The sequence below is a fragment of the Stenotrophomonas sp. STEN083 genome, from assembly GCF_056759195.1.
On the sequence record NZ_JBRRCU010000007.1, the window covers coordinates 95,855 to 109,269 of the forward strand.

Genomic DNA, 13,415 nt, shown 5'->3' on the forward strand with positions numbered 1-13,415 from the left:
ACATACACCTGTTGCGGCCAATCAGTTGCCCAAAGTGCTGCTCCGCCCGCCGCCCATGAAGTCCCGCTTGACTGTGTCCTGACGAATACGTTCGCGCTGAGCAGCGGTCATGCACTGCCGGGTGGTCCTGTTGGAACCCATCGGCCGCTCGCGCGTACAAACCAGACGACTGTCAGCGCGGGCTTTGGCAAGGGCCGTATTGATCAACTCCTGATCTCTGAGCGCAGGCTCCTTGCTTTCAGCCGGCAGCGCATTGACAGCTCCCTCGCCAACAACAACCGATAGCCGGTCAAGGGCGGCCAACACATTGTCACGCTCGGCTGGAGCAATTTCTGAATAGACCTCACCAGCGGACAGCTCCGAGCGCACCTTTGCCTGTTGCGCCTGGAAAGGCACGTCGGATAGCAACGGCATCCTTACTTCACCAGCCAACGCCATAAAGGGAAATAACGCCAGGGCAAACAACGTCAGCTTACGCACCATACCGCCTCCATGTGATTTTTCGCACTCTAACCCCAGCTCACGCACTCAACAATACTTTCCAAAAAACAAGGCCCCGACGGAAACCGCCAGGGCCTAAAAAATTCCCGATCACCGGACCCACTGAGGAGGGCTGGGCACAGTGGAAACAGGCTAGGGCCAGCCGGATTAAAGGCTTGTTAAAACCATGCAAAGAAATTGCATCCCCGGTCTCAACGCTTGAGGCTGGTCACGTATTCAATCATGCGCCCGGCAATATCGTCCCCTGAGACACCCTCGATCCCCTCCAGCCCCGGGGTGGAATTGACCTCCAGCACCAGTGGCCCGCGCTTTGAGCGGATAAGGTCGACGCCGGCAATGCCCAGCCCCAGCGCCTTGGCCGAACGTATGGCCACCTGCTGCTCGGCCTTGCTGCAGACCACCCGTTCGGCAACGCCGCCGGCGTGGAGATTGGAACGGAAGTCCCCGTCCTGCGCCTGCCGGCGCATGGTCGCCACCACCTGGTCCCCCACCACCAGGCAGCGCAGGTCCGCGCCTTGGGCCTCGGCAATGAATTCCTGCACCAGGAAGTTGGCGTACAAGCCGCGCAGGGCCTCGACGGTGCCCTTGGAGGCACTGAGCTTCTCGGTGAGAATCACCCCCCTGCCCTGGGTGCCTTCGCTGAGCTTCACCACATGCGGCGGCGGCCCGAGCATGGACAGCAGGTCGTCGGTATCGTCCGGGTTGTCGCCGAATACCGTCACCGGCATATCGATGCCCTTGGCAGCCAGCAACTGGTGCGCGCGCAGCTTGTCGCGGGCGCGCAGGATCGCATCGGAAGGATTCGGGGTACGTGCGCCCATCATCTCGAACTGGCGCAACACGGCCGTGCCATAGCGGGTGATGGAGGAACCGATGCGCGGGATCACTGCATCTATCCCGGTCAGCGCCTTGCCCTTGTAGTGCATGCCAAATCCGCTGGAAGTGATACGCATATAGCAGCGCAGCGGGTCGAGGATGCGCACGGTATGGCCGCGGCTGCGTGCAGCTTCGACCAGGCGGCGGGTCGAGTACAGCTTGGTATTACGGGAAAGAATGGCCAGTTTCATCGCGGCGGGAATGGTCGGTAGGCGCGCAGCATATCGCGACGTTACCGGTTCCGGATGATCTGAAACGTGGTGTTGGCGGGGCCTTCATGGGCGGGTAAACAAGACCCGCCATCGCGTCGCGCGCATTCCCCGAAAACCAGCCAGAAATGGAGCGGGCGAAGGGAATCGAACCCTCGTCAGTAGCTTGGGAAGCTACAGCTCTACCATTGAGCTACGCCCGCTTTGGCGAGGCTGAAGTCTATGCGCCACGCAGGGACAAAGCAATGTCTCCGATTGCGCGTTCCCAGCTAAAAAGCAAGCCTGGCCGGGCGGGTTTGCGTGCAGACCAATGCCGGCAACGAGGCCGTAGCCCGGGTAAGCGCTGCCCGCATCACAAGCACTTCATGCATGCCCGGGCAAAAAAAGAGGCGATGCCGCAGATGCGACACCGCCTCCCACACACAACACCTAGCTGTTTGCTACTACGTCAACTTAGAAGCTGCCGCCGAAGCTGGCGAACACCGTGGCGTCACGCGCGGACTTCTGCATCGTGGTGGTGCTCAGGCCGATATTGCTGTCCAGACCCCACAGCTTGAGGCGGGCACCCAGCACTGCGGTGGCGTAGTTGCGATCGAACTGCAGCCCCGGCACCTTGTACATGCCGACGTCAGCCATGGTCTGCAACCAGGCGCTGGCCTGCTTGCCGTCTTCGAACTCATGGTCATAGGTGACCTGTACGTACGGCTTAACATTGCCGCCATCAAAGCGGGCCTGCCAGCCAATGCGGCCAACGGTCGAATCCAGGTCCTGGTCGCCATAGCCCAACGCAGTGGCACTGGCATTGCTTTCAACGTAGCCGTCCAGCTTCACCTTCTGCCAGACCACGCCGGCCACCGGACCATGGCGGAAGCCGCCGGCCTGGCCGAACTCGTAGCCCGCATTGATCGCGGCGGTGAGGTTGCTGCCGTCCGGCGAACCCTTGTGCTCACGGGTCGCTGGGCCGAGCTGCACTTTGCGGGTGACGTCGTAACCCAGCCAGCTATAGCTCACCTGGCCATTGAGCCACGCGTGCTCGCCGTACCAGCCGGCGAACAGACCCAACGTGGCGTCGTCTTGGGTGAAGTTGCCCTTGCTGTTGCCGAAATCGGCATCCATGCGGCCATAGCCGGCGAATCCGCCCAGCACCATGCCATCACGCGCCCAATCGACGCCGAACAGACCTGCCGGGGCCATGCCGTCATAGAGATCGGCATGGTCATAGCGCTGCATGTCACCGCGCACATTGCCCCACCAGCTCAGGCCATCTGCTGGACGCGCACCCAAGTGGGCGCCAACTTGGTCGGCGCGGGCACGGCCGGTGGTCTGCGCCGAATGGCTCAGGACCTGCTGCAGCCGCGGCGCTTCCAACACCGAGATCGTGTACTGGCCGAGAATCTGATGGGCCGCGGTGGTCGGATGCACACCATCGGCGAACACATAGGTGTTGTTTGCATTCGGCGCTACCAGGCTCAGCGGTGAGCAGGTCAGCGACGAGGCCGAGGTGCAGGCCATGTTGCTTACATTGGTGAAACCATAGGTTCCCCGGTTGGCGACGATTTCCTGCAGGATGGTGAAGGTATCCACCGGAATCACCTGCAGCCCCGCCTGCTTCAGCCCGCCAAACAGGGCGTTGTTGTAAGCCTTCGCCAGCGCAGTGCCCTGCGCCATGCCGACGGCGCCACCGGCGCGGGAGGCTGGGGTCAAGCCGATATCAGGTAGGGTCGGAACCACCACGTATTGCGCACCAGCGGCCTTCAGCGTACCAACGATGCCAATCTGGTCAGTCACCGCCGCGCCAATGATGGCCTGCGCCTGGGCTGGCGCGGCTTGCACCGCAAACAAATCATTGGCACCGCCCCACACCGTGTACAGCGCATTGGCATCTGCCTTGCCGCCGTTGGCCGCCAGGTACTTGGTCATCTGGCTTTTCATTGACGGCGTTGCACCCAACGCGCCCACCGTATCCACACCCACGCGGGCGCCGCCAACAGCGTAGTTGTCGCCGGTCTGCCCGTTGCCGTTGGGGCTGGCATTGGTGCCGTACTGTTTGGCTACGTAGTCCGCCCACACCCAACCCGGGTTGGTGGTGAAACGGCCCACCACGGCAGCATTCGGATCCAGCTGCATCAACACCGGGCGGAAATACCCGGTATCAGTCAGGCTGTCACCGAAGAACACCGTCTTGGAATACGGCGACTGCGCCATGGCCGGCACTGCGGCCAAGGCCATGGCGACAGCCACGGCAGCACGCAACGGGCGAAGGGAAAGAGACATGTTGAACTCCTGGGTGAGGGAAAACGGACAGACATACGCCGCCGCACGTTGTTATGTTTTCATTACCGCGTAAGACACACACGCTGCGCCGCCGCAAACTGTCTGCCGGCTGGGCTTTTGCGGCTTGGCTGGCGAGAATGGCGGCATGAACATCCATCTGAATGGCGAACCCCGCCAGCTGCAGCCCAGCCTGACCCTGATTGACCTATTGGCCGCCGAAGGGCTGGCCGAGCGGCGCGTAGCGGTTGAGATCAACGGCGACATCATTCCGCGCAGCCAGCATGCGAGCCATCAGCTACAGGACGGCGACGTAGTGGAAATCGTGCACGCGCTGGGCGGCGGCTGAGTACCGCAACAAGGTAGTGCCGAGCCATGCTCGGCAAGGAGCTTTCCCAGCGAGCTTTGTGGAGGGATCGGTAGTGCCGAGCCATGCTCGGCAGAGGCTTCACCGGCGATGCGCGTAGGAGCGGCGTAAGCCGCGAAGCTGGCAATCCACAAAGGGCTGAAAAACCACCCCCTCCCCAGCCCTCCCCTTGCCTGCGGCAAAGGGAGGGAGCAACAGCAGCCAGCTGCCGGCTCCACCTGTAGAGCGCAGCCGTGCTGCGCTGGGGCGTTACCTGTGACGCCCTTTGCCCAGCATGGCTCGGCACCACAGTCCTGGCTCGCCCCTGCCGAGCATGGCTCGGCACTACAGGTCGGCGGGATGGGTGATAATTCGGACATGAATGCAAATGTCCCCACCGATTCGCTGGTCATCGCCGGCAAAACCTATTCCTCCCGGTTGCTGACCGGCACTGGCAAGTTCAAGGATCTGGAAGAAACCCGCCTGGCTACCGAAGCCGCTGGCGCCCAGATCGTCACCGTGGCCATCCGCCGTACCAACATCGGCCAGAACCCGGGCGAGCCCAACCTGCTCGACGTGCTGCCGCCGGACCGCTACGCGATCCTGCCCAATACCGCGGGCTGCTATACCGCCGAAGACGCGGTACGTACCTGCCGCCTGGCCCGTGAGCTGCTGGACGGCCACAACCTGACCAAGCTGGAAGTGCTGGGCGACCAGAAGACCCTGTACCCGGACGTGATGGCTACCCTCAAGGCCGCAGAACAACTGGTCAAGGACGGCTTCGACGTCATGGTCTATACCTCCGACGACCCGATCCTGGCCAAGCGCCTGGAAGAAATCGGCTGCGCCGCGGTGATGCCGCTGGCCGCGCCAATTGGTTCGGGCCTGGGCATCCAGAACAAGTACAACCTGATCGAGATCATCGAGAACGCCAAGGTGCCGATCATCGTCGATGCCGGCGTCGGCACCGCCTCGGACGCAGCCATCGCGATGGAGCTGGGCTGCGACGGTGTATTGATGAACACCGCCATTGCCGGTGCCCGCAACCCGGTGTTGATGGCCAGCGCCATGCGCAAGGCCGTGGAAGCTGGCCGCGAGGCCTTCCTCGCCGGCCGCATCCCGCGCAAGCGCTACGCCAGCGCCTCCTCTCCCGTTGATGGGCTGATCGGCTGATGACCAATCCTTTTGACAGCGCGGGCTCCAAGGCACCGCCCAAGCCCTTCACCGTGACCGAAGGCCGCCGCGAGATCCGCAGCTTCGTGCTGCGCCAGGGCCGCTTCACCCCGGCCCAGCAGCGCGCGTTCGACGAGCGCTGGCCGCGCTTCGGTATCGACTTCAATGGCGAGCCGCGCGACCTGGACGCCACCTTCGGCCGCAACGCGCCCAAGGTGATGGAGATTGGCTTCGGCAACGGCGCTGCACTGCGCTACGCCGCCCAATTCGACACCTCCAAGGACTATATCGGCATTGAGGTGCATGCACCGGGCGTAGGCCGCCTGCTCAATGCACTGGCTGATGACAATGCCGACAACGTCAAGCTCTACCACCACGACGCCGTGGAAGTGCTGGAGAAGGAAATCGCCGACGGCGCGCTGGACGAGATCCGCATCTACTTCCCGGATCCCTGGCACAAGAAGCGCCATAACAAGCGCCGCCTGGTGCAGCCGGCCTTCGCTGAGTTGCTGGTGCGCAAGCTGCGCGTTGGCGGCCGTCTGCATTGCGCCACCGACTGGGAAGACTACGCCGAGCAGATGTGGGACGTGCTTGACGCTACTCCCGGCCTGGTCAACCGCGCCGGTCCACGTGGCGCGGTACCGCGTCCGGACTGGCGCCCGCAGACCCACTTCGAGACCCGCGGGCAGAAGCTGGGCCATGGCGTCTGGGATCTGTTGTATGACAAGCCCGGCAACACGGACGCCGGCTGAGTGATGAGGACGCGATGACAGCTGCACGCTTCCATGAGATTGCCGAACACGCCGCCTGCGCAGCGTTGATGGCAGAGTGCACTGTCAAACCGTCCCAGCTCTCCTCTTTGAAGCCACTGCCCTGATGGATACCGCGCTGACGCTCACCACCGATATGAAGCTCGTGCTCGGGCTGGTGGGCTTCACGATGGCCATGTTCCTGTTCGAGCGCATCCGCGCCGACGTAGTGGCCTTGGTGGTGATGGTGGTGCTGGGCGTCACCGGCCTGATTGCCCCTGAAGAAATCTTCGGTGGTTTCTCCGGTAACGCGGTGATGAGCATCATCGCCACCACCATTCTCGGTGCCGGCCTGGACCGTACCGGCGCACTGAACCGGCTCGCCGGCTGGCTGCTGCGACGTTCGCATGGCCTGGAACAACGGCTGCTGCTGCTGACCAGCGCCACCGCCGGCTTGAACTCCTCGTTCATGCAGAACCCTTCGGTGATGGCGCTGTACCTGCCGGTCGCCTCGCGCCTGGCTTCGCGCACCGCGCTCACCCTGAAGCGCCAGCTGCTGCCGATCTCCGCCGCCATCGTGATGGGTGGCGCGCTGACCATGGTCGGCAACTCGCCGCTGATCCTGCTCAACGATTTGTTGATGTCGGCCAACAACAACCTGCCCTCCGGCACCGCCACCATCGAACCGCTGCGCATGTTCGCGCCGCTGCCAATTGGCGTCGCCTTGCTGATCGCTTCGTTGCTCTACTTCCGCTTCTACGGCAGCCGCAAACTGCAGGAAGAAGAAACCGAAAGCGAGGATGGCCAGGCGCCGGCCCGCACCGAGAGCTACTTCGCCAAATCCTATGGCATTGAAGGCGACGTCTTCGAACTGCTGGTTACCGCCGAAAGCCCGCTGGTCGGCATGACCGTTGGCGAGGCAGAGAACCTGTTCGATGCGCCGTTGCTGCTTGCCTTGAAGACCGGCGATGACACCCGTCTGTCGCCGCCGGCCGACATGCGTATCTGGGTAGGTAGCGTGATCGGTGCGATGGGGCCGCGCCAGCAGGTATCGGATTTCGCACAGAACCAGTTCCTGCGTATGTCCTCGCGACTGAAGCAACTGGGCGATCTGTTCAATCCGGCCCGCGCCGGCATCTCCGAAGCGGTGGTACCGCCGACCTCGCGCCTGATCGGCAAGACCGCCGGCGAGCTGCGCCTGCGCAAGGAACGCGGCATCAGCCTGCTGGCGATCAACCGCGACAAACAGGTGATCCGCGAGGACGTGCGCAACACCGCACTGCGTGCCGGTGACATGCTGGTCTTCCACAGCATCTGGCAGGACCTGGCCACTGCCGCTGAGAGCCGCGACTTCGTGGTGGTCACCGACTACCCCAAGGGCGAGCAGCGCCCGCACAAATTCAAGATCGCGATGGCAATCTTCGCGCTGACCATCATCATCGCGCTCACCTCGCACCTGCCGGTGGCCCTGACCCTGCTCACCGGCGTGGCCGGCATGTTGCTGACTGGCGTGCTGCGCATGGACGAGGCGTATGCGGCGATCAACTGGAAGACCATCTTCATGATGGCCGGCCTGATTCCGCTGGGCTGGGCGATGGACAGCAGTGGTGCGGCGGCCTGGATTGCCGGCCACACCATCGACAAGTTGCCCGCCGGTATTCCGGTGTGGGTGTTTGAGATCGCACTGGCGCTATTGACCACCGCGTTCTCGCTGGTGATCAGCCATGTCGGCGCGACCATCGTGATGGTGCCGATCGCGGTCAACCTGGCCTTGGCTGCGGGTGGCAATCCGACCGCATTCGCGCTGATCGTGGCCTTGTCGGCGTCCAACAACCTGATGACCGCCTCCAACCCGGTAATCTCGATGGCGATGGGCCCGGCCAAGTACACCCCGCGTGAGATGTGGCGGGTCGGCGGACCGCTGTCGCTGCTCTATACCGTGATCGTGGTGATCATGATCAACATCATGTTCTGAGAGGCTCGGGATCTTGTAGGAGCGGGGGGGGGGGCGCCCCCCCCCCCCCCCCCCCCCCCCCCCAGCCCAAAAAAAAAAACCCCCCCACCCCACCCCCGGGGGTATTTTTTCCCCCACACCACACAGCGCCGCCGGCCCACCGCTGGGGGGGGGGGGCCCCCCGCCGCTCCTACAAAAGTCGTAGGGCCTGCAAAACCCGTTTGACCAGCCTCAGCCCAGCAACACCTTGCCATCGCCGACCGATACCGGCACCGCGCGCAGCGAGTCACCTTTGCACGGACCTGCGACGCAGATACCACCTTCCAGTTCGAACGAGGCACCGTGCACGGCGCAGACCAGATGCCCTTCGCGGCTCTTGAGGAACTGGCCCGGCGCCCAATCCAAGGCACGCCCGGCGTGCGGGCACACGTTCAACCACGCCCGCACCGCATCGCCATCACGGTACAAGACCAAGGTTTCGGCATCGCCATCAATCACTGCCACCACCGAGTGAAAGCCTTGGTCAGGCACGGCGGCCAACGGGCAAAGTTCGATTCCGGAAGCGATGGCGCTGGACATTGGAACACCGATACGAGTAAGCCCGTCATTGTCGCATGGGTGGCCAAGGTCGGGACGAAGCTGACTCACGGCATTGTCGCGCCCCCTATTCAGACATCAATTAACGACAACTTCACGCAATTGGCCCAAACGCCCCTGATACTCCACAGCAGACTCAACGTCATCGAGCTTTCATGAACATCCGCTACGTCCAATTCGCCAAGCTGCGCAACCTGTTCGAGCCGCGCAAACCGCGCAACCCGTTGGTGCGCATTGCCTTGGGCTTGCTCGGCATCGCAATTCTTGCGGTGCTGGTGGTCGGCGGCGTGTTCATTGGCGCGGCCATGATCCTGGGCGGCATCGCCTGGAAGCTGTTTGCATCGCGCAAGGCCCGCGCCGTACGCAAGGCCGACCCGACCGTGGTCGACGCCGAGTACCGCGTAGTACGCAGAGCCGCCCTGCCGCAAGCACGCTAACGCTTTTCTGTAGTGCCGAGCCATGCTCGGCAGGGGCTTTCCCGACCACCTCCCCGGTAGTGCCGAGCCATGCTCGGCAACAGCCTTACCGGTGCACCAAGGTTGTGGGAGCGGCGTAAGCCGCGAAGCCGACACCACTGAAACTACCGACATAGCTGCAATCTGCTTCGCGGCTTACGCAGCTCCCACAGAAAATCGGCATTCCAGGAGCAGCGCTTCGCTCTACAGAATGCGCCTGCGTCCGCTAGACTTTTGCGTCGTTTCACCTGGACGCAACCATGACTGACCTGATTCCCGCCCTGCCCCAGCCGCGCATCCCGGTTGCCGGTGGCGGCACCTTCCCGGTGCACCGCATCTACTGCGTGGGCCGCAATTTTGCCGATCACGCCCGCGAGATGGGCGCCACAGCACCGGTCTCGGCCAGCGAACGCGGCCAGCCGATGTTCTTCATGAAGCCAGCCGATGCCATCGTGGTTGGCGACACCGCGATCCCCTATCCGCCCGCTACCTCCGACCTGCACCACGAAGTGGAACTGGTGGTGGCGCTGGGCAAGGATGCGCCGGCTGGCGTGCTCGCCATGGATCAGGCAATGGACCTGGTACTGGCCTATGGCGTCGGTCTGGACCTGACCCGCCGCGACCTGCAGGCAGCCGCCAAGGCCAAAGGCGGTCCCTGGGATATCGCCAAGGGCTTCGACCATTCCGCGCCGGTCAGCAGCCTGGTGTTGGCATCAGAGGTCGGTGATCTGGCACCGCTGGAACTGTCGCTGGAAATCAATGGCGAACTGCGCCAGAAGTCCACCCTCGATCAGATGATCTGGAACGTCGCCGACATCCTGCACGAGCTGTCCAAGCTCTACGCACTGCGTGCCGGCGACCTGATCTTCATGGGTACCCCGGCCGGTGTGGCCGCACTCCAGCCCGGCGACCGTTTCATCGCCCGCCTAGGAAAAATCGCACATCGCGAAGGTTTGATCGCCTGATGACATCCACTGGAGTAGTCTGCGCCAGCTCCCCTTCATGCATACCTAGGAAAAACACATGGGAATGATCAGCGAATTCAAGGAATTTGCGATGCGCGGCAACGTCATCGACCTCGCGGTCGGTGTCGTGATCGGTGCCGCATTCGGCAAGATCGTCACCTCGCTGGTCGAGAAGGTGATCATGCCGCCGATCGGCTGGCTGATCGGCAATGTCGATTTCTCGGCATTGGCCTGGACCTTGGCACCGGCAAAGATCGGCGCCGACGGCAAGGAAATCCCTGCCGTGGTGATCGGCTATGGCGACTTCATCAATACGCTGATCCAGTTCGTCATCGTCGCCTTTGCGATCTTCATGCTGGTCAAGGTGGTCAACCGCCTGTCGCGCAAGAAGGAAGAAGCCCCGGCCGCCGCGCCTGAGCCCAGCGAAGAAGTGCTGCTGCTGCGTGAAATCCGTGACGGCCTCAACAAGCACTGACCGCTCTACAGATCTGCCAGCAACGGCCGGGGGATTCCCCGGCCGTTGCCGTTTGCAACCTTTAGAACGTCATCGTCATCGACACCTGCGGGCTGACATGGGAGGCGCTGTTGCGCCCTCCCGGCAACGACGCCTGCACACCGAACAGCACACCGACCTGGTCGTTGATGATGTATTCCACAGCGGGTGCCGCACTGAACGCGCGGCTGCGTGAGCCATTCTGGTGCAGCGCCTTCCGCTGACCAGATGCATCAGCAACACTGCCATCAAGCACGCTGCCCGACTGCGTACTGGCAGTCAGATCCAAGGCCAACACCCAATTGCGGTTGATGCTGTATTCCAGCCCCAATGCGCCACTGACCGCCGCTCCTGCGTTGAACGTGCCGCGAAAGCTCTGCTCGGTGCCATAGACACTGCGCCCGACCACCGAAACACTGCGCGGCGACGGGCTCCAGCTAGTCTGCCAGCGCCAGCGCAGCGGCCGGCCATTCGGCATCCACAGCACTTGCTGCCCCAGCAACGACAGGCCTGTGCGATAGACACCGCTGCCCTGCCCGTTGAGCGTGTTCTCACCCAAGCGGTCATGCCGGCCAGTCGCCAGCGATTGACTCAGCATCGCAGCCAAGGTCATCTCGCTGGCCAATGCATCGCCAGCGCGCAACTGGTAGCGCAGCCGCGCTGCGCTATCGCCAATGCGGTAGCCATCACTGTGCTGCGCGCCCTGCGCGGAGCGACTGCCATTGAGCACCAACTCGCCGGTCAGGTGATCGGTGATACCACCACCGAGCAACAGGCTCAGCAACTGACTGCTGTCGTGTGCATCCAGCGCATGGCGATCGCCTTGATCGTCGTACACGCCATTGGTGCGGCTGTATATCCAATACGATTGAGCGAAAAACTCGCCCTGCGGCATGGCTGCCGGTCCCGGAGTAAGCAACGGCCCGGTGAAAAGCACATCGTCCATGGAGCGCGTCTGTGCCAGTCCGATTACTGGCAACGCCAACATCAGCAACGTCCCTGCAGTCTTGTGTCGCAATGTCATCAAGTGTTCCTGAGCTATCCACCAAACCGGTGGGGGTGCTCAGGCTCGCTTGTGATGTTGCGTCGCAATACGAGAAAAACCCTCGCTTGCCTGTCATCGTTTTGGCCGCCCATATCGCCTAGCGGATGCGTGCAAAAGCAGCCAGAAGGGGAACTACTTAGCCAGTGCCAAGACTTCCACACATCCCAACCGGCACATTCCCCTACGCCAAACCACTGTTACCCTGACTCGACAAATCACCTTGGAATTGACTATGCGTCGCCGCGCTCTTTCCCTTGCCCTCCTGTTGCTGTGCTCCTCGGCCGCTGCCAACGCTGCGCCCACCCATATTCCGCAGCAGGCACTCACCAAGGCCGCCGAACTGCGCGCGCAGGCATTGGCTGACAACACCGGTTGGCAGGTAGTGGAATCGCTGACCACCGAAGTTGGCCCGCGCATGGCCGGCAGCGAGGCCGATGCACGTGCAGTGGAATGGGCCAAGGCCAAGTTCAAGGCACTTGGCTTCGACAAGGTCTGGACCGAGCCGGTCACCTTCCCGAAGTGGGAGCGCCGCAGCGAACACGCCTCGGTACTGGGCGCGCATCCGCAGCCGCTGACCATCACCGCGCTGGGCGGCAGCCCGGCCGGCACGGTGGAAGCCGAGATCGTACGCTTTGAAGGCCTGGATGCATTGAAGGCAGCGCCGGAAGGCTCGTTGACCGGCAAGATCGCCTATGTCGACTTCACCATGACCCGCAAGCGGGATGGTGCTGACTATGGCATCGGCGGCAGCGTGCGCAGCCGTGGCCCGTCCGAAGCGATCCGCAAGGGCGCTGTCGGTTTCATCATGCGCTCGGCCGGCACCGATTCGCACCGTATGCCGCATACCGGCATCACCCGTTACGACGAAGGCCTGACCCCGGTGCCGTCGGCCGCACTCTCCGGCCCAGATGCCGACCAGCTCAATCGTCTGGTCGCGCGCGGTGCTACCCGCATCCGCATCGCATTGGACTGCGGCTGGGATGGCAGCTACACCTCGCAGAACGTGATCGGCGAGATCACCGGCCGCAGCCTGCCCAAGGAAGTAGTGGTGATCGGCGGTCATCTGGACTCCTGGGATCTGGGCACCGGCGCCATCGACGACGGCGCAGGCATCGGCATCACCATGGCCGCCGGCCATCTGATCGGCCAGCTCAAGCAGGCACCCAAGCGCACCATCCGCGTCATCGCCTTTGCCAATGAAGAACAGGGCCTGCACGGCGGCAAGGCCTACGCCGCCGCACGCGTGGCCGCAGGCGAGATCGTGCAGCAGCACATCGCTGCAGAGAGCGACTTCGGCGCCGGGCGTATCTATGCCTTCAACACCGGCTCGGGCAATCCGGCCGAATCGCGCGAGGCTACCCGCCAGATCGGCGAGGCGCTGGCGCCGCTGGGCATCGAGTACCGTGCCAATGAAGGCGGCCCCGGCCCGGATGTCGGCCCGCTGGCGGCCAAGGGCGGTGCCTGGGCGTGGTTGGCGCAGGACGGGACCGACTATTTCGACCTGCACCACACTCCGGACGACACCCTGGACAAGATCGACCCGAAGGCGCTTGCCCAGAACGTGGCGGCCTACACCGTGTTTGCCTATCTGGCAGCGGAGTCTGAAGGCAGCTTCGGCAGCGAAGCCAAGGATGTGGTGCCGCCGCGGGAGTGATTCCTTGTCGGATTGAAGCCAAGAAAGGCGCCGCAGGGCGCCTTTCTTGGTTTGGCTTTCTGTAGTGGGCGGGGCGGAGCGTCCGGGCCGGGGGGAGGGTGTTGAAGGAAGGCGAAGAGCTGCGCCG

General features: G+C 63.3%; 13 protein-coding genes and 1 tRNA gene. 8 read left to right on the forward strand and 6 right to left on the reverse strand.

The features are described from left to right. Nucleotides 1-21: 21 nt before the first annotated feature. The 4 genes from ACVOK8_RS04080 to ACVOK8_RS04095 all read right to left on the reverse strand — a co-directional run bounded on the left by ACVOK8_RS04080 (nucleotide 22) and on the right by ACVOK8_RS04095 (nucleotide 3,827). Nucleotides 22-483 (reverse strand): hypothetical protein, encoded by a 462-nt coding sequence (locus ACVOK8_RS04080; RefSeq protein WP_481565695.1) that lies wholly within the window; start codon nucleotides 481-483, stop codon nucleotides 22-24. A 209-nt stretch (nucleotides 484-692) separates the two neighbouring features. Beyond that, nucleotides 693-1,568: a 30S ribosomal protein S6--L-glutamate ligase gene (rimK, locus tag ACVOK8_RS04085; protein WP_296247046.1), complete on the reverse strand. Its 876-nt coding sequence runs from the start codon at nucleotides 1,566-1,568 to the stop codon at nucleotides 693-695. A gap of 147 nt (nucleotides 1,569-1,715) precedes the next feature. Beyond that, a tRNA-Gly gene (locus tag ACVOK8_RS04090) sits at nucleotides 1,716-1,789 on the reverse strand. 250 nt (nucleotides 1,790-2,039) lie between these two features. Continuing rightward, complete coding sequence (locus ACVOK8_RS04095; protein ID WP_481565706.1) at nucleotides 2,040-3,827, reverse strand: autotransporter outer membrane beta-barrel domain-containing protein; 1,788 nt, start codon at nucleotides 3,825-3,827, stop codon at nucleotides 2,040-2,042. 178 nt (nucleotides 3,828-4,005) lie between these two features. On the opposite strand from ACVOK8_RS04095, the gene thiS reads away from it, so the two are divergent. The 4 genes from thiS to ACVOK8_RS04115 all read left to right on the forward strand — a co-directional run bounded on the left by thiS (nucleotide 4,006) and on the right by ACVOK8_RS04115 (nucleotide 8,100). Further along, a complete protein-coding gene (gene thiS / locus ACVOK8_RS04100) occupies nucleotides 4,006-4,206 on the forward strand; it encodes a sulfur carrier protein ThiS (protein ID WP_481565696.1) in 201 nt (66 codons plus the stop codon). Between the two features lie 375 nt (nucleotides 4,207-4,581). Beyond that, complete coding sequence (locus ACVOK8_RS04105; protein WP_282272409.1) at nucleotides 4,582-5,376, forward strand: thiazole synthase; 795 nt, start codon at nucleotides 4,582-4,584, stop codon at nucleotides 5,374-5,376. Beyond that, nucleotides 5,376-6,128, forward strand: coding sequence for a tRNA (guanosine(46)-N7)-methyltransferase TrmB (gene trmB, locus ACVOK8_RS04110; RefSeq protein WP_481565697.1), 753 nt, complete (start codon nucleotides 5,376-5,378; stop codon nucleotides 6,126-6,128). The genes ACVOK8_RS04105 and trmB overlap by 1 nt, the downstream gene beginning before the upstream one ends. Nucleotides 6,129-6,252: 124 nt before the next feature. Then, nucleotides 6,253-8,100 carry an SLC13 family permease gene (locus ACVOK8_RS04115; RefSeq protein ID WP_481565698.1) on the forward strand — a complete coding sequence of 616 codons (1,848 nt, stop codon included), beginning with the start codon at nucleotides 6,253-6,255 and terminating at the stop codon, nucleotides 8,098-8,100. 210 nt (nucleotides 8,101-8,310) lie between these two features. Here the strand turns inward: ACVOK8_RS04115 and ACVOK8_RS04120 are convergent, their stop codons facing one another. Continuing rightward, nucleotides 8,311-8,658, reverse strand: a complete 348-nt coding sequence (locus ACVOK8_RS04120) for a Rieske (2Fe-2S) protein (protein ID WP_481565699.1) — start codon at nucleotides 8,656-8,658, stop codon at nucleotides 8,311-8,313. A 173-nt stretch (nucleotides 8,659-8,831) separates the two neighbouring features. On the opposite strand from ACVOK8_RS04120, the gene ACVOK8_RS04125 reads away from it, so the two are divergent. The 3 genes from ACVOK8_RS04125 (at nucleotide 8,832) to mscL (ending at nucleotide 10,571) form a co-directional block, all read left to right on the forward strand. Further along, nucleotides 8,832-9,113 (forward strand): hypothetical protein, encoded by a 282-nt coding sequence (locus ACVOK8_RS04125; RefSeq protein ID WP_481565700.1) that lies wholly within the window; start codon nucleotides 8,832-8,834, stop codon nucleotides 9,111-9,113. A gap of 278 nt (nucleotides 9,114-9,391) precedes the next feature. Next, nucleotides 9,392-10,096, forward strand: a complete 705-nt coding sequence (locus ACVOK8_RS04130) for a fumarylacetoacetate hydrolase family protein (RefSeq protein ID WP_481565701.1) — start codon at nucleotides 9,392-9,394, stop codon at nucleotides 10,094-10,096. Between the two features lie 58 nt (nucleotides 10,097-10,154). Next, nucleotides 10,155-10,571, forward strand: a complete 417-nt coding sequence (gene mscL / locus ACVOK8_RS04135) for a large-conductance mechanosensitive channel protein MscL (protein WP_481537904.1) — start codon at nucleotides 10,155-10,157, stop codon at nucleotides 10,569-10,571. Nucleotides 10,572-10,632: 61 nt separating this feature from the next. On the opposite strand, the gene ACVOK8_RS04140 is transcribed toward mscL, so the two are convergent. Then, nucleotides 10,633-11,613, reverse strand: a complete 981-nt coding sequence (locus tag ACVOK8_RS04140; RefSeq protein ID WP_481565702.1) for a hypothetical protein — start codon at nucleotides 11,611-11,613, stop codon at nucleotides 10,633-10,635. Between the two features lie 253 nt (nucleotides 11,614-11,866). On the opposite strand from ACVOK8_RS04140, the gene ACVOK8_RS04145 reads away from it, so the two are divergent. After that, nucleotides 11,867-13,288 (forward strand): M28 family peptidase, encoded by a 1,422-nt coding sequence (locus tag ACVOK8_RS04145; RefSeq protein ID WP_481565703.1) that lies wholly within the window; start codon nucleotides 11,867-11,869, stop codon nucleotides 13,286-13,288. Nucleotides 13,289-13,415 lie beyond the last annotated feature (127 nt).

What these genes read in the sequence shown, in the direction of transcription:
- ACVOK8_RS04080 (WP_481565695.1), bottom strand. Translation starts at nt 483, where the DNA reads ATGGTGCGTAAGCTGACGTTGTTTGCCCTGGCGTTATTTCCCTTTATG.
- rimK (WP_296247046.1), bottom strand. Translation starts at nt 1,568, where the DNA reads ATGAAACTGGCCATTCTTTCCCGTAATACCAAGCTGTACTCGACCCGC.
- thiS (WP_481565696.1), top strand. Translation starts at nt 4,006, where the DNA reads ATGAACATCCATCTGAATGGCGAACCCCGCCAGCTGCAGCCCAGCCTG.
- ACVOK8_RS04105 (WP_282272409.1), top strand. Translation starts at nt 4,582, where the DNA reads ATGAATGCAAATGTCCCCACCGATTCGCTGGTCATCGCCGGCAAAACC.
- trmB (WP_481565697.1), top strand. Translation starts at nt 5,376, where the DNA reads ATGACCAATCCTTTTGACAGCGCGGGCTCCAAGGCACCGCCCAAGCCC.
- ACVOK8_RS04115 (WP_481565698.1), top strand. Translation starts at nt 6,253, where the DNA reads ATGGATACCGCGCTGACGCTCACCACCGATATGAAGCTCGTGCTCGGG.
- ACVOK8_RS04120 (WP_481565699.1), bottom strand. Translation starts at nt 8,658, where the DNA reads ATGTCCAGCGCCATCGCTTCCGGAATCGAACTTTGCCCGTTGGCCGCC.
- ACVOK8_RS04125 (WP_481565700.1), top strand. Translation starts at nt 8,832, where the DNA reads ATGAACATCCGCTACGTCCAATTCGCCAAGCTGCGCAACCTGTTCGAG.
- ACVOK8_RS04130 (WP_481565701.1), top strand. Translation starts at nt 9,392, where the DNA reads ATGACTGACCTGATTCCCGCCCTGCCCCAGCCGCGCATCCCGGTTGCC.
- mscL (WP_481537904.1), top strand. Translation starts at nt 10,155, where the DNA reads ATGGGAATGATCAGCGAATTCAAGGAATTTGCGATGCGCGGCAACGTC.
- ACVOK8_RS04140 (WP_481565702.1), bottom strand. Translation starts at nt 11,613, where the DNA reads ATGACATTGCGACACAAGACTGCAGGGACGTTGCTGATGTTGGCGTTG.
- ACVOK8_RS04145 (WP_481565703.1), top strand. Translation starts at nt 11,867, where the DNA reads ATGCGTCGCCGCGCTCTTTCCCTTGCCCTCCTGTTGCTGTGCTCCTCG.